Genomic DNA, 19,414 nt, shown 5'->3' with positions numbered 1-19,414 from the left:
TTTTTTATGATAGTCTAATCGGGAATTAAAAATTCGTTTTAAAACTAATATGAACTATTGAATTTGATAGTTTTATGGTTTGGTCACTCGTGCTTCCGTTGGCATAAATTAAGTTTACTAATCCGTTTTTAGTAAAAAGTCCAAAACCAAAGCCCAGACCTAATAATTTACCTTCTATATTAGCAGTTTTGTCTTGAAAATAGCCATAATCAGTAATTGAATGTAGGTATAAATTCGATGCAACTAAATAACGAAACTCCGCCATAATTCCACTAAAAGCATTCGCTTGCAAGCTATTTTCATTAAATCCTCTGATCGAATTAATGCCTCCAAATCGATACAATTCATTAATCACATAACTATCGCTTTGCAGATAATAGGATTGATTTTTGATGAAAATACTATTCTTTGAATTGAGTTCTAAATGATGGCTCATTTCTAACTGCACGAAGGTTTGCTTAGTTTTATTTGCCTCAATAGTTCTATTTCCAGTTCCTAATTTTAAATTTACTTTCGTTTTTTCAGGAAAAATAAAATTAGCATTTGAAAAAGTCGTGTGTTCAAAACTTGAAGTTAAAAAAGTATTCGTAAAATTATTAATACTAAAGGAATTCGTATTTTGAATATCCGCCGAATTCGTTTTCTGATAACCCAAATAAGCTTTGGTGTTATACGAAAAGTAATAGCCCAAATTCAAATCGGTAATTGTATTCTGAAAAGTAGAATCTTGCTTAAAAATTCTCAAATTCGCTTTTACGCCAATCGGACTTTTAAATAAATAAGGCAATTCGGTACCTAAGTTGAACGAAGTTTGTTTGCTTCCGTCATTTTTCCAATACAAATTAAACTTTTCACCCGAATTAAATATATTCTGAAGTTGCAAATCCAAATAACCGTTAAAAACCAATTTACTTTCCTTGTCGTTAGAAAATCCAATAAAACCATCAAACTTATTAGGTTTCGATTTTTCTAAATACACATATATTTTAGTAGAATCCGTGGTGAATAAAATCTCTGGATATTTCAACTGATTTACAAATTGTAATTTATCGAACTCATCATTAATCTGTTTTAAATTATCCTGATTAAAAGTCGCTTTTTTTGCTTTTTTAGTAATTGCTTTTTTAATTCCAACCGGAAATTGATCGTAACCAACAATCACAATATCCGCAATATTTCGCTTGGAGTTTAATTTTAGCTGTAATTCTGAATATAAATTATTTTCAATTTTTTTTTGCTTGCTCAATTGTAAATTCGCCAGCGAATAGCCTTTCTTTTCTAAAAGGGCAATTTTCTCTTTCATAAAACGTTCAACAGCAGTAGTAGATAATTGAATTGTGTCTTTTTCAATTTGCAACAACTTTTTTTCCTCTTCAGAAAGATTACCTATATATATGGTGTTGTTTTTTATCGGTTTCCCAATGTTGTAAGTAAACACAAAACTACTATCATTTATCTTTTCTTGTTTCAAAAGTCGCCAATCAAAAAAACCGTTGTTGGTCAATTTAGTTTCCATTCTTTTTTGCTCTTCAAGAAGCAATGCCACTGTTTTATGCGTTTTCTCAAAAGCAAGGCTGTCTATCGTTTTTGTTGCTGTTGCGTCATTTCCGTCAATTTGCAAATAGAAATTTTGTCCAAAACTTATTTGGAAGAAAAAAAACGCGATACCTAAAAAAACTACTTTCATTGCTGTAAAGAAACGAAAAAAAGTAAAATATATTTCAAGGATTTTGGTTTAGTAATTATTTTTAGAAGTAGGAGCGAATGGTTCGGGCATTTTTGTGATCTTTGTTCCCGCTTTCTGTTGCAATCTTTTTCATAGCCTGCAATTTTAGCAATTGCAAGCCATAAAAAAGGATTTTCACGCCAATCGGGGCTAGGTGTTTTTTGTGTTTCTTTTTTGTAATCGAGTACGAATCAAAACAGTATAAAAATTACAACACAATAAAAAATACTAAAATACCGCTTGTAGAATAAAATATTATTCCTACATTTGCAACCCCGTAAAAAGCGGGAATTTTAAACAGTAAAAATTTTTAGTATTTAATTATGCCAACAATTCAACAATTAGTAAGACTAGGGAGAACCCAAATGACTAAGAAGAGTAAATCGGTGGCTTTAGATTCTTGTCCTCAAAGAAGAGGTGTTTGTACTCGTGTTTATACAACTACTCCAAAGAAACCAAACTCAGCAATGAGAAAGGTAGCTAGGGTTCGTTTAACAAACGGTAACGAGGTGAATGCATACATCCCTGGAGAAGGACACAATCTACAAGAACACTCGATAGTATTAGTTAGAGGTGGAAGAGTAAAAGATTTACCAGGTGTACGTTATCATATCGTACGTGGAGCATTAGATACTGCGGGTGTTGCAGGAAGAACACAACGTAGATCTAAGTATGGGGCGAAACGTCCAAAACCAGGACAAGCACCAGCACCAACTGGAAAGAAAAAGTAATTTTAAATCTTTTAAAGTAAAGACATGAGAAAAAGAGCGGCCAAAAAAAGACCCCTTTTACCGGATCCAAAATTTAACGATCAGTTAGTAACACGTTTTGTGAACAACTTAATGTGGGATGGTAAAAAATCAACAGCTTTCACAGTATTTTATGATGCATTAGAAATCGTAGAAAACAAAAAGCAAGATGCAGAAAAATCTGCATTAGAAATCTGGAAAGATGCATTAACAAATGTTATGCCTCACGTAGAGGTTCGTTCACGTAGAGTGGGTGGAGCTACATTCCAAATTCCAATGCAAATTCGTCCAGATAGAAAGATTTCTTACGCTATCAAATGGATGATTTTATATGCAAGAAGAAGAAATGAAAAATCTATGGCAGGTAAATTAGCGTCAGAAATCTTAGCTGCGGCTAAAGAAGAAGGTGCTGCTGTTAAGAAAAGAATGGATACTCACAAAATGGCGGATGCTAATAAAGCATTCTCTCACTTTAGATTTTAATTCATACAGAAATGGCTAGAGATTTAAAATATACAAGAAATATCGGAATTGCTGCTCATATTGATGCTGGTAAAACAACAACGACAGAGCGTATTCTGTTCTACACGGGAAAATCACACAAACTTGGTGAAGTACATGATGGTGCTGCAACAATGGACTGGATGGCACAAGAGCAAGAAAGAGGTATTACAATTACTTCTGCTGCTACGACTTGTGAATGGAATTTTCCTACTAAACAAGGTAAAGTGCTTCCGGAATCTATTCCTTACCACTTTAATATTATTGATACGCCAGGACACGTTGATTTTACTGTTGAAGTAAATCGTTCATTACGTGTGCTTGACGGTTTAGTTTTCTTATTTAGTGCGGTTGATGGTGTTGAGCCTCAGTCTGAGACTAACTGGAGGCTTGCTGATCAGTATAAAGTACCACGTATGGGATTTGTTAACAAGATGGACCGTCAAGGATCTAACTTTTTAAAAGTTTGTCAGCAAGTGAGAGATATGCTAAAATCAAATGCAGTTGCAATCACTCTACCAATTGGTGAAGAAGGTGATTATAGAGGTGTTGTGGATTTAGTTAAAAATCAAGCTATTGTGTGGCATAATGAAAATCAAGGGGCTACTTATGATATTATCGATATTCCAGCTGACATGTTGGATGAGGTAAAAGAATACAGATCAATACTTATTGAAGCAGTTGCAGATTATGATGACAACTTGTTAGAGAAATTCATGGAAGATGAAAACTCTATCACTGAAGAAGAAATCAACAAAGCTTTAAGAGCTGCAACTATTGATATGGCAATCATACCAATGACTTCTGGTTCTTCTTTTAAAAATAAAGGGGTTCAATTTATGTTAGATGCGGTATGTAAATACTTACCATCTCCAATGGATAAAGAAGGTATTGAAGGAATTCATCCTGATGATGCTGAATTATTAGAAGAGGATCAAAAGAAAATTTTACGTAAGCCAGATGTTAAAGAGCCTTTTGCTGCTTTAGCATTTAAAATTGCTACTGACCCATTCGTAGGTCGTTTAGCCTTCTTCCGTGCATATTCTGGTCGTTTAGATGCAGGTTCTTATGTTTTGAATACGCGTTCTGGTAGCAAAGAGAGAATCTCTCGTATCTACCAAATGCATGCTAACAAACAAAACCCAATCGAGTATATCGAGGCAGGTGATATTGGAGCAGCTGTAGGTTTCAAGGATATCAAAACTGGAGATACATTGTGTGATGAAAAACACCCAATTATTTTGGAGTCTATGAAATTCCCTGCGCCAGTAATTGGTATCGCTATTGAGCCAAAAACGAAAGCAGATGTGGATAAAATGGGTATGGCTTTAGCTAAATTAGCTGAAGAAGATCCTACATTTACAGTTAGAACTGACGAAGCTTCAGGTCAAACTATTATATCAGGAATGGGTGAGTTACACTTAGATATTCTTGTTGATAGAATGAAACGTGAATTTAAAGTTGAAGTGAACCAAGGGGAGCCTCAAGTTGAATACAAAGAAGCTTTCACAAAATCAGCTACACATAGAGAGACTTACAAGAAACAATCGGGTGGACGTGGTAAATTCGGTGATATCGTATTTACATTAGAGCCAGCTGATGAAGTTGATGGAAAAATCCCTAAAGGGTTACAATTTATCAATGCTGTTAAAGGTGGTAACGTTCCTAAAGAATATATTCCTTCTGTAGAGAAAGGTTTCAGAGAAGCTATGAAAACTGGTCCATTAGCTGGATACCAAGTGGATAGTTTGAAAGTAACTTTAACAGACGGATCTTTTCACCCTGTCGATTCTGATGCGCTTTCTTTTGAATTAGCAGCAAGAATGGGTTATAGAGAGGTGGCTAAAGCAGCTGGAGCTATAGTTCTTGAGCCAATAATGAAAATGGAAGTGATTACACCTGAAGAAAACATGGGAGATATCGTTGGTGATATCAACCGTCGTAGAGGTCAAGTGAATGATATGGGTGACAGAAATGGTGCTAAAACAATTAAAGCTGACGTGCCTTTATCTGAAATGTTTGGATATGTAACAACATTAAGAACATTGTCATCAGGTAGAGCTACTTCAACAATGGAGTTTTCACATTATGCAGAAACACCTTCTAATATTTCTGAAGCTGTAATTAAAAAAGCAAAAGGTAACGCCTAATCTTAAAGAAAATGAGTCAAAAAATCAGAATAAAATTAAAATCTTACGACCACATGTTGGTAGACAAGTCTGCTGAAAAGATCGTAAAAACTGTAAAAAGCACAGGTGCAGTAGTTACGGGTCCAATTCCGTTACCTACACATAAGAAAATATTTACTGTGTTACGTTCTCCTCACGTTAATAAAAAAGCAAGAGAGCAGTTCGAGTTAAGTTCATACAAGAGGCTATTAGATATTTATAGTTCTTCTTCAAAAACTATCGACGCTTTAATGAAATTAGAGCTACCTAGTGGAGTTGAAGTAGAAATTAAAGTTTAGTTTTTTCGATTGAAAAATCGCAATAAAATTTTAAAAAACCGTTAGTGTTAATGACACTACGGTTTTTTTTCATCTAATTTATAGCTAGTGTTTTTAGTTTTTTATAACTAAAAGCATCTTAACTATTTATTTATGCGATAATTAAAAAATATTTTATATATTTGCACCCTCAAAATGAGTAGTGTGCAAGTGCTATTTGTATTAAAAAAAAGAGTTTAATTAATAATTAGTTTAATATGTCTGGGTTAATCGGAAGAAAAATTGGCATGACTAGCATCTTTGATGAGAACGGGAAAAACATTCCTTGTACTGTTATTGAGTGTGGTCCATGCGTTGTTACCCAAGTCAGAACCAATGAAGTAGATGGATATTCTGCTATTCAGTTAGGTTTCGATGACAAAGCTGAAAAACGTGCAATTAAAGCGGAGTTAGGTCACTTTAAAAAAGCAGGAACGTCAGCTAAGAAAAAAGTCGTTGAATTCAAAGGTTTTGATGAGGAGTACAAATTAGGTGATGTTATCGCCGTTGACTTATTCACTGAAGGTGAATTTGTTGATGTTGTAGGAGTTTCTAAAGGAAAAGGATTTCAAGGAGTTGTTAAGCGTCATGGTTTTGGTGGTGTTGGTCAAGCAACACACGGTCAACACAACCGTTTAAGAGCGCCTGGTTCTGTAGGAGCTTCATCTTATCCATCTAGAGTATTCAAAGGAATGCGTATGGCGGGAAGAATGGGAGGAGAAAATGTAACAGTACAAAACCTTAGAGTTTTAAAAGTGGTTTCTGAAAAGAATTTACTTGTTGTTAAAGGAGCAGTTCCTGGACACAAAAGCTCTTATGTAATCATTCACAAGTAATGGAAGTAAAAGTTTTAGATATAAACGGAAAAGAAACTGGAAGAAAAGTTCAACTTTCTGACTCAGTTTTCGCAATTGAGCCTAATAAACATGCTGTATATTTAGATGTAAAGCAATATTTGGCTAATCAAAGACAAGGAAACCATAAAGCTAAAGAAAGAGCTGAAGTTGCAGGAAGTACTCGTAAAATTAAAAAACAAAAAGGAACAGGAACTGCTCGTGCAGGTTCTGCAAAAAACCCTTTGTTCAAAGGTGGAGGTACAGTTTTTGGACCAAGACCAAGAAGCTACTCATTTAAATTAAACAAAAACTTAAAAAGATTAGCACGTAAGTCTGCTTTTTCTTTAAAAGTAAAAGAGTCAAATTTAGTTGTAGTTGAAGATTTTACATTTGATGCACCAAGCACTAAAAATTTCATTAACGTATTGAAGTCTTTAGGGTTAGAGAATAAAAAATCTTTGTTTGTGTTGGGAGATGCAAATAAAAATGTATATTTGTCGTCACGCAATTTAAAAGGATCTAGCGTTGTAACTACTTCAGAAATAAGTACTTACGCTATTTTAAACGCTAAAACATTAGTGCTTTTAGAAGGTGCAATTGACGGAATTGAAGTTAATTTAAGTAAATAATAAGATTATGAGCATCATAATTAAGCCTATTATAACTGAGAAAATAACTAAAGATGGTGAAATTTTTAACCGTTTTGGTTTTATAGTACAAAAAACTGCTAACAAAATTCAAATCAAAAATGCTGTTGAAGCAATGTTTGGTGTGACTGTAGTAGCTGTTAATACTTTAAACTATAGAGCTGATAGAAGTGTTAAATATACCAAAAGTGGTTTAATCAGTGGGAAAACAAACGCATATAAAAAAGCAATTGTTCAAGTTAAAGAGGGAGAAACAATAGATTTTTATACTAATATCTAATAGAATATGTCAGTTAGAAAATTAAAACCTATTACCCCAGGTCAGCGATTTAGAGTTGTGAATAGTTTTGACGCTATTACAACTGATAAGCCGGAGCGTTCATTGATCGCACCGATAAAAAACTCTGGAGGTAGAAATAGTCAAGGAAAAATGACCATGCGTTACACAGGCGGTGGTCACAAGAAAAGATATCGTATTATCGATTTTAAAAGAACTAAAGTAGGAATTCCTGCGACAGTTAAAACAATCGAGTATGATCCAAATCGTTCAGCTTTTATTTCATTATTAGCATATGCTGATGGAGCTAAAACTTACGTTATTGCTCAAAATGGATTACAAGTTGGACAAACTGTAGTTTCAGGTGAAGATGCGTCTCCAGAAATTGGAAATGCAATGCCTTTAAGTAAAATTCCTCTAGGAACTGTTATTTCGTGTATCGAATTAAGACCAGGTCAAGGGGCTGTTATTGCTCGTTCTGCAGGGACTTTTGCTCAATTGATGGCGAGAGATGGGAAATATGCAACAATTAAAATGCCTTCAGGTGAAACAAGAATGATCTTGTTAACTTGTTCTGCTACAATTGGAGTGGTTTCTAACTCAGATCACCAATTAATTGTATCAGGTAAAGCTGGTAGATCAAGATGGTTAGGTAGAAGACCGAGAACTAGACCGGTAGCAATGAACCCTGTCGATCACCCAATGGGTGGTGGTGAAGGACGTTCTTCTGGAGGTCATCCACGTTCAAGAAAAGGTTTACCTGCTAAAGGTTATAGAACTCGTTCTAAAGTTAACCCGAGTAATAAGTATATTGTAGAACGTAGAAAGAAATAATTAGACACACATGGCACGTTCATTAAAAAAAGGACCATTCGTTCACTATAAATTAGAGAAGAAAGTTCAAGAAAATATCGCAGGTGGTAATAAAGGTGTTGTTAAGACTTGGTCTAGAGCATCAATGATTACTCCTGATTTTGTTGGGCAGACTATCGCAGTTCACAATGGTCGTCAGTTTGTACCAGTTTTCGTTACAGAAAATATGGTAGGACACAAATTAGGAGAGTTTTCACCAACACGATCTTTTAGAGGTCATGCTGGCGCTAAAAATAAAGGTAAAAAATAATAGGAAGCTATGGGAGTTCGTAAAAGAGAAAGAGCAGAGCAGACTAAGGAAGCAAAAAAACACGTTGCTTTTGCTAAATTAAATAACTGTCCAACTTCACCTAGAAAAATGCGTTTAGTAGCAGATTTAGTAAGAGGTCAGAAAGTTGAATTAGCTCTTAATATATTAAGATTTAGTCAAAAAGAAGCTTCAAGAAAATTAGAGAAATTGTTGTTATCTGCGATAAATAATTATCAACAGAAAAACGAAGATGCTAATTTAGAAGAAGCAGGCTTATTTGTAAAAACGATTACAGTTGATGGTGGAATGATGTTGAAAAGACTTCGCCCAGCGCCACAAGGTCGTGCACACAGAATTAGAAAACGTTCTAATCACGTAACAATCGTGTTAGGATCAAATAATAACACAGAAAGTAATTAATAAACAGTATGGGACAAAAGACAAATCCAATAGGAAATAGACTTGGTATCATCAGAGGGTGGGACTCAAACTGGTATGGTGGAAATGACTACGGTGACAAAATCGCTGAAGACTATAAAATCAGAAAGTATATCCATGCACGTTTATCAAAAGCTAGTGTATCAAAAATAATTATCGAGAGAACTTTAAAACTTGTAACCGTTACTATCACTACTGCTAGACCTGGTATTATTATCGGAAAAGGTGGCCAAGAGGTAGACAAGTTAAAAGAAGAACTTAAGAAAATTACAGACAAAGAAGTTCAAATTAACATCTTCGAAATCAAAAGACCTGAATTAGATGCTTACTTAGTAGGTATGTCTATTGCTCGTCAAATTGAAAGCAGAATCTCGTACAGAAGAGCTATTAAAATGGCTATTGCTGCTGCAATGAGAATGAATGCTGAAGGTATTAAAGTTCAGATTTCAGGTCGTTTGAATGGTGCTGAAATGGCACGTTCAGAAAACTTTAAAGAAGGAAGAATTCCTTTGTCAACTTTCAGAGCTGACATTGATTATGCATTAGCTGAGGCGCATACTACTTATGGTAGAATGGGTATCAAAGTATGGATAATGAAAGGTGAGGTTTATGGAAAAAGAGATCTTTCCCCGTTAGTAGGAATGGACAAACAAAAGTCTAAACCTTCAGGATCTTCTGCTCCAAAAAGAGATGGAAATAAGCCAAACGCACGCAAAAGAAAGTAATTATCTAAACTAAAGAAAAATGTTACAGCCTAAAAGAACAAAATACCGTAAGGTACAGAAGGGTAGAATGAAGGGCGTTTCTCAAAGAGGACACGAACTTTCAAATGGAATGTTTGGAATTAAATCTTTAGATTCTTCATTTATTACTTCTCGTCAAATTGAAGCAGCTCGTATTGCAGCAACACGTTTCATGAAAAGAGAGGGTCAATTGTGGATCAAAATATTTCCAGACAAACCTATTACAAAGAAACCATTAGAAGTACGTATGGGTAAAGGTAAAGGTGCAGTTGAGTATTGGGCTGCAGTTGTTAAACCTGGTAAAATTATGTTTGAAGTTGGAGGAGTTCCTCTATCTGTTGCAAAAGAGGCTTTACGTCTTGCAGCTCAAAAACTTCCAGTTAAAACTAAGTTTATCGTTGCTAGAGATTTCGAAGCATAATCAAAATTTATTATGAAACAATCAGAAATTAAAAATCTATCTGCAGCTGAGTTACAAACTCAACTTAGTCAGTTAAAGAAAACGTATACCGACCTAAAAAATGCTCATGCAATTTCGCCTATTCAAAATCCTCTTCAATTAAGAGGTTTGAGAAGATCAGTTGCGAGATTTCACACAGAGTTAACTAAAAGAGAGTTACAATAATTGTATTCTGCTGAAAGATGGAAAAAAGAAATTTAAGAAAAGAGAGAGTTGGGGTTGTTACTAGCAACAAAATGGAGAAATCTATTGTTGTTTCTGAAACAAGAAAAGTAAAACACCCATTATACGGTAAGTTCGTGTTGAAAACAAAGAAATATGTTGCGCACGACGAAACAAACGATTGCAATATTGGCGACACAGTAAAGATCATGGAAACAAGACCTTTATCTAAGCTAAAATGCTGGAGATTAGTTGAAATTATTGAAAGAGCTAAGTAATTATGGTACAACAAGAATCAAGATTAAGAGTAGCAGATAATACGGGAGCTAAAGAAGTTTTAACTATCCGTGTTTTAGGAGGAACGAAACGTCGTTATGCCTCTGTTGGTGACAAAATTGTAGTTTCAATTAAAGATACTGCCCCTAACGGAAGCGTTAAAAAGGGTGCTGTGTCTACTGCAGTTGTTGTACGTACTAAAAAAGAAGTGAGAAGAGCTGATGGATCTTACATTCGTTTTGACGATAACGCTTGCGTTTTGTTAAACGCTGCAGGAGAAATGAGAGGAACTCGTGTTTTTGGGCCAGTTGCCAGAGAACTTCGTGAAAAACAATTCATGAAAATTGTATCATTAGCACCAGAAGTGCTTTAATTCTTATACAAATGATAAAGCTAAAAATTAAATCAGGAGACGTAGTAAGAGTTATTGCTGGAGACCATAAGGGTTTAGAAGGTAAAATTGTACGCGTTCTTCGTGAGAAAAACAAAGCGATTGTTGAAGGTCTTAACATGGTTTCGAAACATACAAAACCAAGTGCAAAAAACCCTCAAGGAGGAATCGTTAAGAAAGAAGCTCCAATTCATATTTCTAACTTGTCTTTAATTGACCCTAAGTCAAAAGAAGCAACGAAAGTTGGTTTTAAGCAAGAAGGAGATACGAAAGTGAGATTTTCAAAAAAATCTAATCAAGTTATATAGTGATGGCTTATACACCTAGACTAAAAGAAGAATATAAGAGCAGAATAGTTGCTGCTCTTAAAGAAGAATTCGGTTACAAAAATGTAATGCAAGTTCCTAAACTTGAAAAAATTGTTGTAAGCCGTGGAGTTGGTGCAGCTGTATCTGATAAGAAATTAGTAGATCACGCTGTAGAAGAAATGACAAAAATTACTGGCCAAAAAGCAATCTCTACGATCTCTAAGAAAGACGTTGCGTCTTTTAAATTGAGAAAAGGAATGCCGATTGGAGCAAAAGTAACTTTGCGTGGAGAAAGAATGTATGAGTTTTTAGACAGATTAATTACATCTTCTCTGCCAAGTGTAAGAGATTTTAATGGAATTAAAGCTGACGGATTCGACGGAAGAGGAAATTATAACTTAGGAATTTTAGAGCAAATCATTTTCCCTGAAATTGATATTGATAAAGTAAATAAAATTTCTGGTTTTGATATTACTTTCGTTACTTCTGCTCAAACAGACAAAGAAGCGAAATCTTTATTAACAGAATTAGGGTTACCTTTTAAAAAGAACTAAGTTATGGCTAAAGAATCAATGAAAGCCCGTGAGGTAAAGAGACAAGCAGTTGTTGAAAAATATGCTGATAAAAGAAAAGCGCTAAAAGCTGCTGGAGATTTTGAAGCATTGCAAAAATTACCTAAAAATGCATCGCCAGTTCGTTTACACAATCGTTGTAAATTAACAGGTAGACCAAGAGGGTATATGCGTCAGTTTGGTCTTTCTCGTGTAACGTTCCGTGAAATGGCAAACCAAGGATTAATTCCAGGAGTTAAAAAAGCTTCTTGGTAATCTCGAAAAAAGTTATTACTTTTGCAAACCAAAAAATAATTTAATTGGTTATAGGTTCATCTGGCGAGTGCCAGATGAAAACCATAGCCGCAATTTTATACATATGTATACAGATCCAATTGCCGATTATCTTACGAGAGTTAGAAACGCAGTGAGAGCTAACCACAAAGTGGTTGAAATTCCTGCATCTAACATGAAAAAAGAAATCACAAAGATTTTATTCGATCAAGGATATATCTTAAGTTACAAATTCGAAGACAACTCTGTTCAGGGTACAATCAAAATTGCACTTAAATATGATAAAGAGACTAAAGAGTCTGTTATCAAAGATATCCAAAGAATTAGTAAACCAGGTTTACGTAAATATGCTGGTTCATCAGACTTGCCAAGAATCTTAAATGGTTTAGGTATTGCTATTGTTTCTACATCAAAAGGTTTGATGACAGGAAAACAAGCTAAGCAATTAAATGTTGGTGGCGAAGTTGTTTGTTACGTATATTAATAAAAAGACGAGACAATGTCAAGAATAGGTAAAAATCCAATTGCAATTCCAGCAGGAGTAACTGTAGAAGTTAAAGACGCTGTAGTTACAGTAAAAGGAAAATTAGGCGAGCTTACTCAAGAATTTTCTGATGTAACCGTTAAAATCGAAGATAACCAAGTTATCGTTGAGCGTTCATCGGATCATAAAGATGAGAGAGCGAAACACGGACTTTATCGTTCATTAATCAATAACATGATTATTGGTGTTTCTGAAGGCTTTACAAAACAATTAGAATTAGTTGGAGTTGGATACAGAGCTTCTAATCAAGGTCAAAAACTTGATTTAGCTTTAGGATTCTCTCACAACATCGTTTTAGAAGTTGTAAGCGAAGTTGTTGTTGAAACAATTTCAGAAAAAGGTAAAAATCCGATAGTAAAATTATCATCATTCGACAAACAATTATTAGGTCAAGTAGCTGCGAAGATCAGAGGTTTCCGCAAACCTGAACCATATAAAGGAAAAGGAGTTAAGTTTGTAGGAGAAGAACTAAGAAGAAAAGCAGGTAAATCAGCTTAAAAATTAAGACTATGTCATTAACGAAATCTGAAAGAAGACAAAGAATTAAGTTCAGAATCAGAAAGATTGTAAGCGGAACTGCTGCTCAACCAAGACTTTCTGTATTCAGAAGTAATAAAGAAATCTATGCGCAAATCATAGATGACGTAAATGGAACTACATTAGTGGCAGCTTCATCGAGAGATGCTGGTGTTGTTAAAGGAACTTCTATTGAAACTGCAACTGCAGTTGGTAAATTAGTTGCTGAAAAGGCGCTTAAGGCGGGTATTTCAACTATCTCTTTTGATAGAGGAGGGTATTTATACCACGGACGTGTGAAATCATTAGCTGAAGGTGCTAGAGAAGCTGGACTTAAATTCTAAGAAATTATGTATCATAATTATAAAAACGTAGAGATTGTAAAGCCAGGTGGTCTAGAATTAAAGGATCGTTTGGTGAGTGTAAATCGTGTTACTAAGGTTACTAAGGGTGGTAGAGCATTTGGTTTTTCTGCTATCGTAGTAGTTGGTGATGAGAATGGTGTGGTAGGACACGGATTAGGAAAATCTAAAGATGTTTCTGAGGCTATTGCTAAAGCGGTAGAAGATGCTAAGAAAAATTTAGTTAGAATTCCTTTGAATGGTCATTCAGTACCTCATGAACAAAAAGGTAAATTTAGTGGAGCAAGAGTATTTTTAATACCTGCTTCTCATGGTACCGGAGTTATTGCTGGTGGTTCAGTTCGTGCTGTTCTAGAGTCAGTAGGAGTTCATGATGTATTGTCAAAATCACAAGGTTCTTCTAACCCTCATAATGTAGTTAAAGCAACTTTTGATGCTTTGTTACAAATGAGAAGTGCGCTAACTATCGCGAAACAAAGAGGAGTATCTTTAGAAAAAGTATTCAAAGGTTAATTAACAGGAAATCATGACAAAATTATTAGTAAAACAAGTAAGAAGTAAAATCAATTGTCCTCTTGATCAAAAGAGAACTTTGGAAGCTTTAGGTCTTCGTAAAATGGGACAAGTTGTTGAGCATGATGCAAGTCCTGCTATCCTTGGAATGGTAAATAAAGTAAAACACTTAGTTTCTGTCGAAGAAACTAAATAACACTATACAGTTATGAATTTAAGTAACTTACAACCAGCTGAAGGTTCAGTACACAACCAAAATAAAAGATTAGGTAGAGGAGAAGGTTCTGGTAAAGGTGGTACCGCAGCTCGCGGACACAAAGGAGCTAAGTCTCGTTCTGGATATTCTAAGAAAATTGGTTTTGAAGGTGGTCAAATGCCACTTCAAAGACGTGTTCCTAAGTTTGGTTTCAAGAATATTAATAGAGTTGAATATCAAGGTATCAATCTTGACTCATTACAATTATTAGTAGACAATGGAGTGGTTACCGATACAGTAGATTTTACTGTGTTTGTAGATACACGTTTAGCTACAAAAAATAGCTTAGTAAAGATTTTAGGAAGAGGTGAGCTAAAAACGAAACTTAAAGTAAGTGCTCACAAATTTACTGCAACTGCTAAAGCGGCTATTGAAGCTGCTGGTGGAGAAGCTGTAACTTTATAATCTTTATAAAAAATGAAGAAATTTATAGATTCATTCATCAATATTTGGAAAATCGAAGAGTTAAAAAATCGTATTTTATTAACTCTTGGGTTGCTATTGGTATACCGTTTTGGAGCTCAAGTTACCTTACCAGGTATAGATGCTTCAAAATTGGCAAATCTTACAAGTCAAACTGATGAAGGTATCGGATGGTTAATCAATGTATTTACAGGAGGTGCGTTTTCGCAAGCTTCTGTATTTGCTTTGGGTATCATGCCGTATATTTCAGCTTCTATTGTGGTGCAATTAATGGGTATCGCAGTGCCATATTTACAAAAGTTACAAAATGATGGAGAAAGTGGTAGAAAAAAGATTAACCAAATAACAAGATGGTTAACTATTTTGATCACTTTAGTGCAAGGGCCGGGTTATATTTATAATCTTTATAAAACATTACCAAGTGATGCTTTTTATTTAGGAGCTGGTTCATTCCCATTTTTGTTCTCTTCTGTGCTAATTTTAGTTACAGGAACAATTTTTGCAATGTGGTTAGGAGAAAAAATTACTGATAAAGGTATCGGTAACGGTATTTCTTTATTGATTATGGTTGGTATTATTGCTAGAATGCCTCAAGCATTTATTCAAGAATTTTCAGCAAGAACTTCCCAAGTAAGCGGAGGTGTTATGATGATAGTAATTGAATTGATTATTTGGTTTTTAGTTATTATAGCTTCTATTTTATTAGTAATGGCTGTAAGGAAAATCCCAGTGCAATACGCTAGGCGTACAGTTTCTGGAGATTTTGAACAAGATATTAATGGAGCAAACAGACAGTTTATTCCATTGAAGTTAAATGCTTCGGGTGTAATGCCTATTATTTTTGCTCAAGCGATTATGTTTATTCCAGCTGCGGTATCAGGTTTATCTAAATCTGACAACGCAATATCATTAGCTTCAATGTTTAATGATCCATTCGGATTAGTATATAATATAGTATTTGCTTTGTTAATCGTAATTTTTACGTACTTTTACACCGCAATTACTGTACCAACTAACAAAATGGCCGATGATTTAAAAAGAAGTGGTGGTTTTATTCCAGGTATTAAGCCAGGAATTGAAACAGGAGATTACCTAGATAAAATAATGTCATTAATAACTTTCCCAGGTTCGTTATTTCTTGCTTTAATAGCTGTGTTCCCGGCTGTAGCAGTTAGTGTGCTTGGTGTGCAAGGAGCATGGGGTTATTTTTATGGAGGTACTTCTTTATTGATTATGGTTGGAGTTGCAATAGATACTATTCAACAAATAAATTCTTATTTATTGAATAAACACTATGATGGCTTGATGAAGAGTGGTAAAAATAGAAAAGCAGTAGCTTAATATTTATGGCAAAACAATCAGCAATAGAACAAGACGGAACAATCATAGAAGCATTGTCAAATGCGATGTTTCGTGTGGAATTAGAGAACGGACATATTGTAATTGCTCATATATCTGGTAAAATGCGTATGCATTATATTAAATTACTACCAGGTGACAAGGTCAAACTTGAAATGAGTCCTTATGATTTGTCTAAAGCAAGAATTACTTATAGATACTAAAGCTATTAAAATGAAAGTAAGAGCATCAGTTAAAAAAAGAAGTGCCGAGTGCATTATTGTACGTAGAAAAGGAAGATTATACGTTATTAACAAAAAGAATCCTAGATTTAAACAAAGACAAGGATAATTATGGCAAGAATCGCAGGGGTAGATATACCTAAACAAAAAAGAGGAATTATTGCTTTAACCTATATCTTCGGTATTGGTAGAAGCAGAGCTAAAGATATATTAGCTAAAGCTCAAGTGAGCGAAGACAAAAAAGTTCAAGATTGGAATGACGACGAAATCGGAGCAATCCGTGAAGCTGTTTCATATTTCAAAATTGAGGGAGAATTGCGTTCAGAGGTTCAATTAAACATCAAACGTTTAATGGACATCGGATGTCAAAGAGGTATTCGTCACAGATCTGGACTTCCATTAAGAGGTCAAAGAACTAAAAACAACTCTAGAACTAGAAAAGGTAAGAGAAAAACTGTTGCTAACAAGAAAAAAGCAACTAAATAATAAGTAACATTATGGCGAAAGCAACTGCAAAAAAACGTAAAGTTATAGTAGAATCTTCGGGAGAAGCTCATATTAATGCTACTTTTAACAACATCATTATTTCTTTAACCAACAAGAAAGGTGAAGTTATTTCTTGGTCTTCAGCTGGTAAAATGGGCTTTAGAGGTTCTAAAAAGAATACTCCTTATGCAGCTCAAATGGCAGCAGAAGATTGTAGTAAAGTAGCTCTTGAAGCTGGTTTAAAAAAGGTAAAAGTTTATGTGAAAGGTCCAGGAAATGGAAGAGAATCTGCTATAAGATCACTTCATAATTCTGGAGTTGAAGTTACAGAAATTATTGATGTAACTCCAATGCCACATAACGGATGTCGTCCTCCGAAAAGAAGAAGAGTATAATTTAAGTATAACATTAGGTAGGTTTAAAATTATCGAAGGATAAAGACCTGAATTCATAATTCCTACCTTTCAATTTTTTAAAATGGCAAGATATACTGGTCCAAAAACAAAAATTGCTCGTAAATTTGGCGAAGCAATATTCGGTGAAGATAAATCATTCGAAAAAAGAAATTATCCTCCTGGTCAACATGGTTTGGCTAAAAAAAGAGGTAAAAAATCTGAATATGCAATTCAGTTAATGGAAAAGCAAAAAGCGAAGTACACTTACGGAATTCTTGAAAAACAATTCAGAAACTTATTTAAAAAAGCATCTGCTGCTTCTGGAGTAACAGGTGAAATTTTACTTCAGTTATGTGAAGCACGTTTAGATAACGTAGTATACAGAATGGGTATCGCTCCTTCTCGTAGAGCTGCACGTCAAATCGTAGTTCATAGACACATCACAGTTAATGGTGAGTTGGTAAATGTACCATCATACCATTTAAAGCCTGGTGATAAAGTAGCTGTTCGTGAAAAATCGAAATCTCTTGAAGCTATCGATCGTTCTTTATCAAATGCTTCTCAAGTGTATGATTGGATTACTTGGAATAATGATACTAAAGAAGGTACTTTCGTTTCTGTACCTCAAAGACTTCAAATTCCAGAAAATATTAAAGAACAACTAATCGTTGAGTTGTATAACAAATAATAATTGACTTTAGTCGAAAGTATGGCAATATTTAATTTTCAAAAGCCCGATAAAGTTATCATGATCGATTCAACCGATTTTGAAGGTAAATTTGAATTTAGACCTTTAGAACCTGGTTACGGATTGACTGTTGGTAATGCACTTAGAAGAGTTTTACTTTCTTCACTTGAAGGATACGCAATTACGTCAGTAAGAATTGAAGGTGTAGAACATGAGTTCTCTACCATCGCTGGTGTTGTTGAAGATGTAACAGAAATTATCTTAAATCTAAAACAAGTACGTTTCAAACGTCAAATTGAGGATATCGATAATGAATCTGTTTCTATCGCACTTTCAGGTAAGGATAAGATTACTGCAGGTGATTTTCAAAAATTCATCTCTGGTTTTCAAGTCTTAAATCCAGATTTAGTTATCTGTAATTTAGACAGCAAGACTACCATTAATATGGAACTTTCTATCGAAAAAGGTAGAGGTTATGTTCCTGCTGAAGAGAACAAAAAATCAAATGCTCCAATTGGAACTATATTTACAGATTCTATTTACACACCTGTAAAGAATGTTAAATATACAATTGAGAATTTCCGTGTGGAACAAAAAACAGATTACGAAAAATTAGTTTTTGAAATCATTACAGATGGTTCTATCCATCCTAAAGATGCATTAACTGAAGCAGCTAAGACGTTAATTCACCACTTTATGTTGTTCTCTGACGAAAGAATCACTCTTGAGGCAGATGAAATTGCTCAAACTGAATCTTATGATGAAGAATCGCTTCACATGAGACAGTTGTTGAAAACTAAATTAGTTGATATGGACTTATCTGTGAGAGCATTAAATTGTTTAAAAGCAGCTGAAGTTGATACGTTAGGTGATTTAGTATCTTTCAATAAGAATGATTTAATGAAGTTCCGTAATTTTGGTAAAAAATCATTAACTGAATTAGATGAGTTAGTGGCAAATAAAAACCTTACTTTCGGTATGGATTTAACTAAATATAAGCTAGATAAAGAATAATTGCTTCATATTTTGCGCTCCGTAAAGGATTGATGCAAGATGAAGATAAACAAAACACGTCATGAGACACGGAAAAAAATTCAATCATTTAAGTAGACAAAGAGGACATAGAAAAGCTATGTTAGCTAATATGGCTTGTTCTTTGATCGAACATAAACGTATTAATACTACAGTAGCAAAAGCTAAAGCACTAAAACAATTTGTAGAACCATTAGTTACAAAATCAAAAGAAGATACTACGCACAATCGTCGTATTTGTTTCGCTTATTTGAGAGACAAATATGCTGTTACTGAGCTTTTCAGAGAAGTAGCTGCTAAAGTTGGAGACCGTCCTGGTGGATACACACGTATTATCAAGTTAGGTAACCGTTTAGGAGATAACGCTGATATGGCAATGATTGAATTAGTAGATTTCAATACTTTGTACAACGGTGGTAAAAAAGAAGTTAAGAAAACGACTCGTCGTGGTAAAGCTAAGAAAGCAGATGATGCTAACGACGCTCCTGCTGCTGATGCTTCTGCGACTACTGAAGCTACTGAATAATGATTGTAGCTTTCATATAATATAAATCAAGGATAAACTTTTTTAAGTTTATCCTTTTTTTTTGTTTTATGAATTAAACATTTTATGAATACAACTTTTATAGCTAAATTTGCACCCACAACAACA

At 34.4% G+C, this 19,414-nt stretch carries 33 protein-coding genes; 32 read left to right on the top strand and 1 reads right to left on the bottom strand.

Going from position 1 to position 19,414, the window contains the following annotated elements; all coding sequences use genetic code 11:
• Positions 1–25 precede the first annotated feature (25 nt).
• Positions 26–1,687, bottom strand: a complete 1,662-nt coding sequence (locus T1L09_RS01855; protein ID WP_322549238.1) for a BamA/TamA family outer membrane protein — start codon at positions 1,685–1,687, stop codon at positions 26–28.
• A 362-nt stretch (positions 1,688–2,049) separates the two neighbouring features.
• Here T1L09_RS01855 and rpsL point away from each other — a divergent pair, with 362 nt between their 5' ends.
• The 32 genes from rpsL (at position 2,050) to rplQ (ending at position 19,288) form a co-directional block, all read left to right on the top strand.
• The gene (rpsL, locus tag T1L09_RS01850) at positions 2,050–2,457 is read left to right on the top strand and encodes a 30S ribosomal protein S12 (RefSeq protein ID WP_322549237.1); all 408 of its coding nucleotides are present in this window, start codon (positions 2,050–2,052) and stop codon (positions 2,455–2,457) included.
• Between the two features lie 24 nt (positions 2,458–2,481).
• Positions 2,482–2,958 carry a 30S ribosomal protein S7 gene (gene rpsG / locus T1L09_RS01845; protein WP_322549236.1) on the top strand — a complete coding sequence of 159 codons (477 nt, stop codon included), beginning with the start codon at positions 2,482–2,484 and terminating at the stop codon, positions 2,956–2,958.
• Between the two features lie 11 nt (positions 2,959–2,969).
• Complete coding sequence (gene fusA / locus T1L09_RS01840) at positions 2,970–5,126, top strand: elongation factor G (protein ID WP_322549235.1); 2,157 nt, start codon at positions 2,970–2,972, stop codon at positions 5,124–5,126.
• Positions 5,127–5,137: 11 nt separating this feature from the next.
• Positions 5,138–5,443, top strand: a complete 306-nt coding sequence (gene rpsJ / locus T1L09_RS01835) for a 30S ribosomal protein S10 (protein WP_006259497.1) — start codon at positions 5,138–5,140, stop codon at positions 5,441–5,443.
• Positions 5,444–5,679: 236 nt separating this feature from the next.
• A complete protein-coding gene (rplC, locus tag T1L09_RS01830; protein ID WP_322549234.1) occupies positions 5,680–6,297 on the top strand; it encodes a 50S ribosomal protein L3 in 618 nt (205 codons plus the stop codon).
• A complete protein-coding gene (gene rplD, locus T1L09_RS01825) occupies positions 6,297–6,926 on the top strand; it encodes a 50S ribosomal protein L4 (protein WP_322549233.1) in 630 nt (209 codons plus the stop codon). The genes rplC and rplD overlap by 1 nt, the downstream gene beginning before the upstream one ends.
• Before the next feature lie 7 nt (positions 6,927–6,933).
• Positions 6,934–7,224 carry a 50S ribosomal protein L23 gene (gene rplW / locus T1L09_RS01820; RefSeq protein ID WP_322549232.1) on the top strand — a complete coding sequence of 97 codons (291 nt, stop codon included), beginning with the start codon at positions 6,934–6,936 and terminating at the stop codon, positions 7,222–7,224.
• Between the two features lie 6 nt (positions 7,225–7,230).
• Positions 7,231–8,055: a 50S ribosomal protein L2 gene (gene rplB, locus T1L09_RS01815; RefSeq protein WP_322549231.1), complete on the top strand. Its 825-nt coding sequence runs from the start codon at positions 7,231–7,233 to the stop codon at positions 8,053–8,055.
• Positions 8,056–8,065: 10 nt separating this feature from the next.
• Complete coding sequence (rpsS, locus tag T1L09_RS01810; protein WP_322549230.1) at positions 8,066–8,344, top strand: 30S ribosomal protein S19; 279 nt, start codon at positions 8,066–8,068, stop codon at positions 8,342–8,344.
• 9 nt (positions 8,345–8,353) lie between these two features.
• On the top strand, positions 8,354–8,764 hold the full coding sequence (gene rplV / locus T1L09_RS01805) for a 50S ribosomal protein L22 (RefSeq protein ID WP_322549229.1): 411 nt from the start codon (positions 8,354–8,356) through the stop codon (positions 8,762–8,764).
• An 8-nt stretch (positions 8,765–8,772) separates the two neighbouring features.
• Positions 8,773–9,507, top strand: coding sequence for a 30S ribosomal protein S3 (rpsC, locus tag T1L09_RS01800; protein ID WP_322549228.1), 735 nt, complete (start codon positions 8,773–8,775; stop codon positions 9,505–9,507).
• A 19-nt stretch (positions 9,508–9,526) separates the two neighbouring features.
• Entirely contained in the window at positions 9,527–9,946 is a 420-nt protein-coding gene (rplP, locus tag T1L09_RS01795; protein WP_008254483.1) for a 50S ribosomal protein L16, read from the top strand.
• Positions 9,947–9,958: 12 nt separating this feature from the next.
• Complete coding sequence (gene rpmC / locus T1L09_RS01790; RefSeq protein ID WP_322549226.1) at positions 9,959–10,150, top strand: 50S ribosomal protein L29; 192 nt, start codon at positions 9,959–9,961, stop codon at positions 10,148–10,150.
• Positions 10,151–10,167: 17 nt separating this feature from the next.
• Positions 10,168–10,425 (top strand): 30S ribosomal protein S17, encoded by a 258-nt coding sequence (rpsQ, locus tag T1L09_RS01785; protein ID WP_322549225.1) that lies wholly within the window; start codon positions 10,168–10,170, stop codon positions 10,423–10,425.
• Between the two features lie 2 nt (positions 10,426–10,427).
• Positions 10,428–10,796 (top strand): 50S ribosomal protein L14, encoded by a 369-nt coding sequence (gene rplN / locus T1L09_RS01780; RefSeq protein ID WP_322549224.1) that lies wholly within the window; start codon positions 10,428–10,430, stop codon positions 10,794–10,796.
• Positions 10,797–10,807: 11 nt separating this feature from the next.
• Positions 10,808–11,122, top strand: a complete 315-nt coding sequence (gene rplX / locus T1L09_RS01775) for a 50S ribosomal protein L24 (RefSeq protein WP_322549223.1) — start codon at positions 10,808–10,810, stop codon at positions 11,120–11,122.
• Positions 11,123–11,124: 2 nt separating this feature from the next.
• Positions 11,125–11,676 carry a 50S ribosomal protein L5 gene (rplE, locus tag T1L09_RS01770; protein ID WP_322549222.1) on the top strand — a complete coding sequence of 184 codons (552 nt, stop codon included), beginning with the start codon at positions 11,125–11,127 and terminating at the stop codon, positions 11,674–11,676.
• Positions 11,677–11,679: 3 nt separating this feature from the next.
• A complete protein-coding gene (rpsN, locus tag T1L09_RS01765) occupies positions 11,680–11,949 on the top strand; it encodes a 30S ribosomal protein S14 (RefSeq protein ID WP_322549221.1) in 270 nt (89 codons plus the stop codon).
• 103 nt (positions 11,950–12,052) lie between these two features.
• Positions 12,053–12,451: a 30S ribosomal protein S8 gene (gene rpsH / locus T1L09_RS01760; RefSeq protein WP_322549220.1), complete on the top strand. Its 399-nt coding sequence runs from the start codon at positions 12,053–12,055 to the stop codon at positions 12,449–12,451.
• Positions 12,452–12,466: 15 nt separating this feature from the next.
• Positions 12,467–13,009, top strand: coding sequence for a 50S ribosomal protein L6 (gene rplF, locus T1L09_RS01755; protein WP_322549219.1), 543 nt, complete (start codon positions 12,467–12,469; stop codon positions 13,007–13,009).
• Between the two features lie 11 nt (positions 13,010–13,020).
• Positions 13,021–13,371 (top strand): 50S ribosomal protein L18, encoded by a 351-nt coding sequence (gene rplR, locus T1L09_RS01750; protein WP_322549218.1) that lies wholly within the window; start codon positions 13,021–13,023, stop codon positions 13,369–13,371.
• A 6-nt stretch (positions 13,372–13,377) separates the two neighbouring features.
• Positions 13,378–13,902, top strand: a complete 525-nt coding sequence (gene rpsE, locus T1L09_RS01745; RefSeq protein WP_322549217.1) for a 30S ribosomal protein S5 — start codon at positions 13,378–13,380, stop codon at positions 13,900–13,902.
• A 13-nt stretch (positions 13,903–13,915) separates the two neighbouring features.
• Positions 13,916–14,098 carry a 50S ribosomal protein L30 gene (rpmD, locus tag T1L09_RS01740; RefSeq protein ID WP_322549216.1) on the top strand — a complete coding sequence of 61 codons (183 nt, stop codon included), beginning with the start codon at positions 13,916–13,918 and terminating at the stop codon, positions 14,096–14,098.
• 12 nt (positions 14,099–14,110) lie between these two features.
• Positions 14,111–14,563, top strand: a complete 453-nt coding sequence (gene rplO / locus T1L09_RS01735) for a 50S ribosomal protein L15 (protein ID WP_322549215.1) — start codon at positions 14,111–14,113, stop codon at positions 14,561–14,563.
• 12 nt (positions 14,564–14,575) lie between these two features.
• A complete protein-coding gene (gene secY, locus T1L09_RS01730; protein WP_322549214.1) occupies positions 14,576–15,922 on the top strand; it encodes a preprotein translocase subunit SecY in 1,347 nt (448 codons plus the stop codon).
• 5 nt (positions 15,923–15,927) lie between these two features.
• Positions 15,928–16,143: a translation initiation factor IF-1 gene (infA, locus tag T1L09_RS01725; protein WP_008254466.1), complete on the top strand. Its 216-nt coding sequence runs from the start codon at positions 15,928–15,930 to the stop codon at positions 16,141–16,143.
• Positions 16,144–16,153: 10 nt separating this feature from the next.
• Positions 16,154–16,270 (top strand): type B 50S ribosomal protein L36, encoded by a 117-nt coding sequence (gene ykgO, locus T1L09_RS01720; protein ID WP_002987490.1) that lies wholly within the window; start codon positions 16,154–16,156, stop codon positions 16,268–16,270.
• Between the two features lie 2 nt (positions 16,271–16,272).
• Positions 16,273–16,647: a 30S ribosomal protein S13 gene (rpsM, locus tag T1L09_RS01715; RefSeq protein ID WP_322549213.1), complete on the top strand. Its 375-nt coding sequence runs from the start codon at positions 16,273–16,275 to the stop codon at positions 16,645–16,647.
• An 11-nt stretch (positions 16,648–16,658) separates the two neighbouring features.
• Positions 16,659–17,042, top strand: coding sequence for a 30S ribosomal protein S11 (gene rpsK, locus T1L09_RS01710; protein ID WP_322549212.1), 384 nt, complete (start codon positions 16,659–16,661; stop codon positions 17,040–17,042).
• An 82-nt stretch (positions 17,043–17,124) separates the two neighbouring features.
• Positions 17,125–17,730 carry a 30S ribosomal protein S4 gene (rpsD, locus tag T1L09_RS01705; RefSeq protein ID WP_322549211.1) on the top strand — a complete coding sequence of 202 codons (606 nt, stop codon included), beginning with the start codon at positions 17,125–17,127 and terminating at the stop codon, positions 17,728–17,730.
• 21 nt (positions 17,731–17,751) lie between these two features.
• On the top strand, positions 17,752–18,744 hold the full coding sequence (locus T1L09_RS01700; protein WP_322549210.1) for a DNA-directed RNA polymerase subunit alpha: 993 nt from the start codon (positions 17,752–17,754) through the stop codon (positions 18,742–18,744).
• 61 nt (positions 18,745–18,805) lie between these two features.
• Positions 18,806–19,288, top strand: a complete 483-nt coding sequence (gene rplQ, locus T1L09_RS01695; protein ID WP_322549209.1) for a 50S ribosomal protein L17 — start codon at positions 18,806–18,808, stop codon at positions 19,286–19,288.
• Positions 19,289–19,414: the final 126 nt, after the last annotated feature.

Source organism: Flavobacterium psychraquaticum, from assembly GCF_034497725.1.
Classification (GTDB): Bacteria; Bacteroidota; Bacteroidia; order Flavobacteriales; family Flavobacteriaceae; genus Flavobacterium; species Flavobacterium psychraquaticum.
Note: the sequence above shows the minus strand (reverse complement) of the source record. Positions and strands in the feature narration are given on the sequence as shown.

Excerpts from the sequence above, each read along its gene's own strand:
- rpmC (WP_322549226.1), top strand. The coding sequence starts at position 9,959 with ATGAAACAATCAGAAATTAAAAATCTATCTGCAGCTGAGTTACAAACT.
- rpsM (WP_322549213.1), top strand. The coding sequence starts at position 16,273 with ATGGCAAGAATCGCAGGGGTAGATATACCTAAACAAAAAAGAGGAATT.
- rplQ (WP_322549209.1), top strand. The coding sequence starts at position 18,806 with ATGAGACACGGAAAAAAATTCAATCATTTAAGTAGACAAAGAGGACAT.
- rplD (WP_322549233.1), top strand. The coding sequence starts at position 6,297 with ATGGAAGTAAAAGTTTTAGATATAAACGGAAAAGAAACTGGAAGAAAA.
- rpsQ (WP_322549225.1), top strand. The coding sequence starts at position 10,168 with ATGGAAAAAAGAAATTTAAGAAAAGAGAGAGTTGGGGTTGTTACTAGC.
- T1L09_RS01855 (WP_322549238.1), bottom strand. The coding sequence starts at position 1,687 with ATGAAAGTAGTTTTTTTAGGTATCGCGTTTTTTTTCTTCCAAATAAGT.
- rplN (WP_322549224.1), top strand. The coding sequence starts at position 10,428 with ATGGTACAACAAGAATCAAGATTAAGAGTAGCAGATAATACGGGAGCT.
- rplV (WP_322549229.1), top strand. The coding sequence starts at position 8,354 with ATGGGAGTTCGTAAAAGAGAAAGAGCAGAGCAGACTAAGGAAGCAAAA.
- secY (WP_322549214.1), top strand. The coding sequence starts at position 14,576 with ATGAAGAAATTTATAGATTCATTCATCAATATTTGGAAAATCGAAGAG.
- rpsC (WP_322549228.1), top strand. The coding sequence starts at position 8,773 with ATGGGACAAAAGACAAATCCAATAGGAAATAGACTTGGTATCATCAGA.
- rpsD (WP_322549211.1), top strand. The coding sequence starts at position 17,125 with ATGGCAAGATATACTGGTCCAAAAACAAAAATTGCTCGTAAATTTGGC.
- rpsJ (WP_006259497.1), top strand. The coding sequence starts at position 5,138 with ATGAGTCAAAAAATCAGAATAAAATTAAAATCTTACGACCACATGTTG.
- rpsH (WP_322549220.1), top strand. The coding sequence starts at position 12,053 with ATGTATACAGATCCAATTGCCGATTATCTTACGAGAGTTAGAAACGCA.
- rplW (WP_322549232.1), top strand. The coding sequence starts at position 6,934 with ATGAGCATCATAATTAAGCCTATTATAACTGAGAAAATAACTAAAGAT.
- rpsL (WP_322549237.1), top strand. The coding sequence starts at position 2,050 with ATGCCAACAATTCAACAATTAGTAAGACTAGGGAGAACCCAAATGACT.
- rplF (WP_322549219.1), top strand. The coding sequence starts at position 12,467 with ATGTCAAGAATAGGTAAAAATCCAATTGCAATTCCAGCAGGAGTAACT.
- T1L09_RS01700 (WP_322549210.1), top strand. The coding sequence starts at position 17,752 with ATGGCAATATTTAATTTTCAAAAGCCCGATAAAGTTATCATGATCGAT.
- fusA (WP_322549235.1), top strand. The coding sequence starts at position 2,970 with ATGGCTAGAGATTTAAAATATACAAGAAATATCGGAATTGCTGCTCAT.
- rplC (WP_322549234.1), top strand. The coding sequence starts at position 5,680 with ATGTCTGGGTTAATCGGAAGAAAAATTGGCATGACTAGCATCTTTGAT.
- rpsG (WP_322549236.1), top strand. The coding sequence starts at position 2,482 with ATGAGAAAAAGAGCGGCCAAAAAAAGACCCCTTTTACCGGATCCAAAA.
- rplX (WP_322549223.1), top strand. The coding sequence starts at position 10,808 with ATGATAAAGCTAAAAATTAAATCAGGAGACGTAGTAAGAGTTATTGCT.
- rplE (WP_322549222.1), top strand. The coding sequence starts at position 11,125 with ATGGCTTATACACCTAGACTAAAAGAAGAATATAAGAGCAGAATAGTT.
- rpsK (WP_322549212.1), top strand. The coding sequence starts at position 16,659 with ATGGCGAAAGCAACTGCAAAAAAACGTAAAGTTATAGTAGAATCTTCG.
- rplB (WP_322549231.1), top strand. The coding sequence starts at position 7,231 with ATGTCAGTTAGAAAATTAAAACCTATTACCCCAGGTCAGCGATTTAGA.
- infA (WP_008254466.1), top strand. The coding sequence starts at position 15,928 with ATGGCAAAACAATCAGCAATAGAACAAGACGGAACAATCATAGAAGCA.
- rplR (WP_322549218.1), top strand. The coding sequence starts at position 13,021 with ATGTCATTAACGAAATCTGAAAGAAGACAAAGAATTAAGTTCAGAATC.
- ykgO (WP_002987490.1), top strand. The coding sequence starts at position 16,154 with ATGAAAGTAAGAGCATCAGTTAAAAAAAGAAGTGCCGAGTGCATTATT.
- rpsN (WP_322549221.1), top strand. The coding sequence starts at position 11,680 with ATGGCTAAAGAATCAATGAAAGCCCGTGAGGTAAAGAGACAAGCAGTT.
- rpsS (WP_322549230.1), top strand. The coding sequence starts at position 8,066 with ATGGCACGTTCATTAAAAAAAGGACCATTCGTTCACTATAAATTAGAG.
- rplO (WP_322549215.1), top strand. The coding sequence starts at position 14,111 with ATGAATTTAAGTAACTTACAACCAGCTGAAGGTTCAGTACACAACCAA.
- rplP (WP_008254483.1), top strand. The coding sequence starts at position 9,527 with ATGTTACAGCCTAAAAGAACAAAATACCGTAAGGTACAGAAGGGTAGA.
- rpmD (WP_322549216.1), top strand. The coding sequence starts at position 13,916 with ATGACAAAATTATTAGTAAAACAAGTAAGAAGTAAAATCAATTGTCCT.
- rpsE (WP_322549217.1), top strand. The coding sequence starts at position 13,378 with ATGTATCATAATTATAAAAACGTAGAGATTGTAAAGCCAGGTGGTCTA.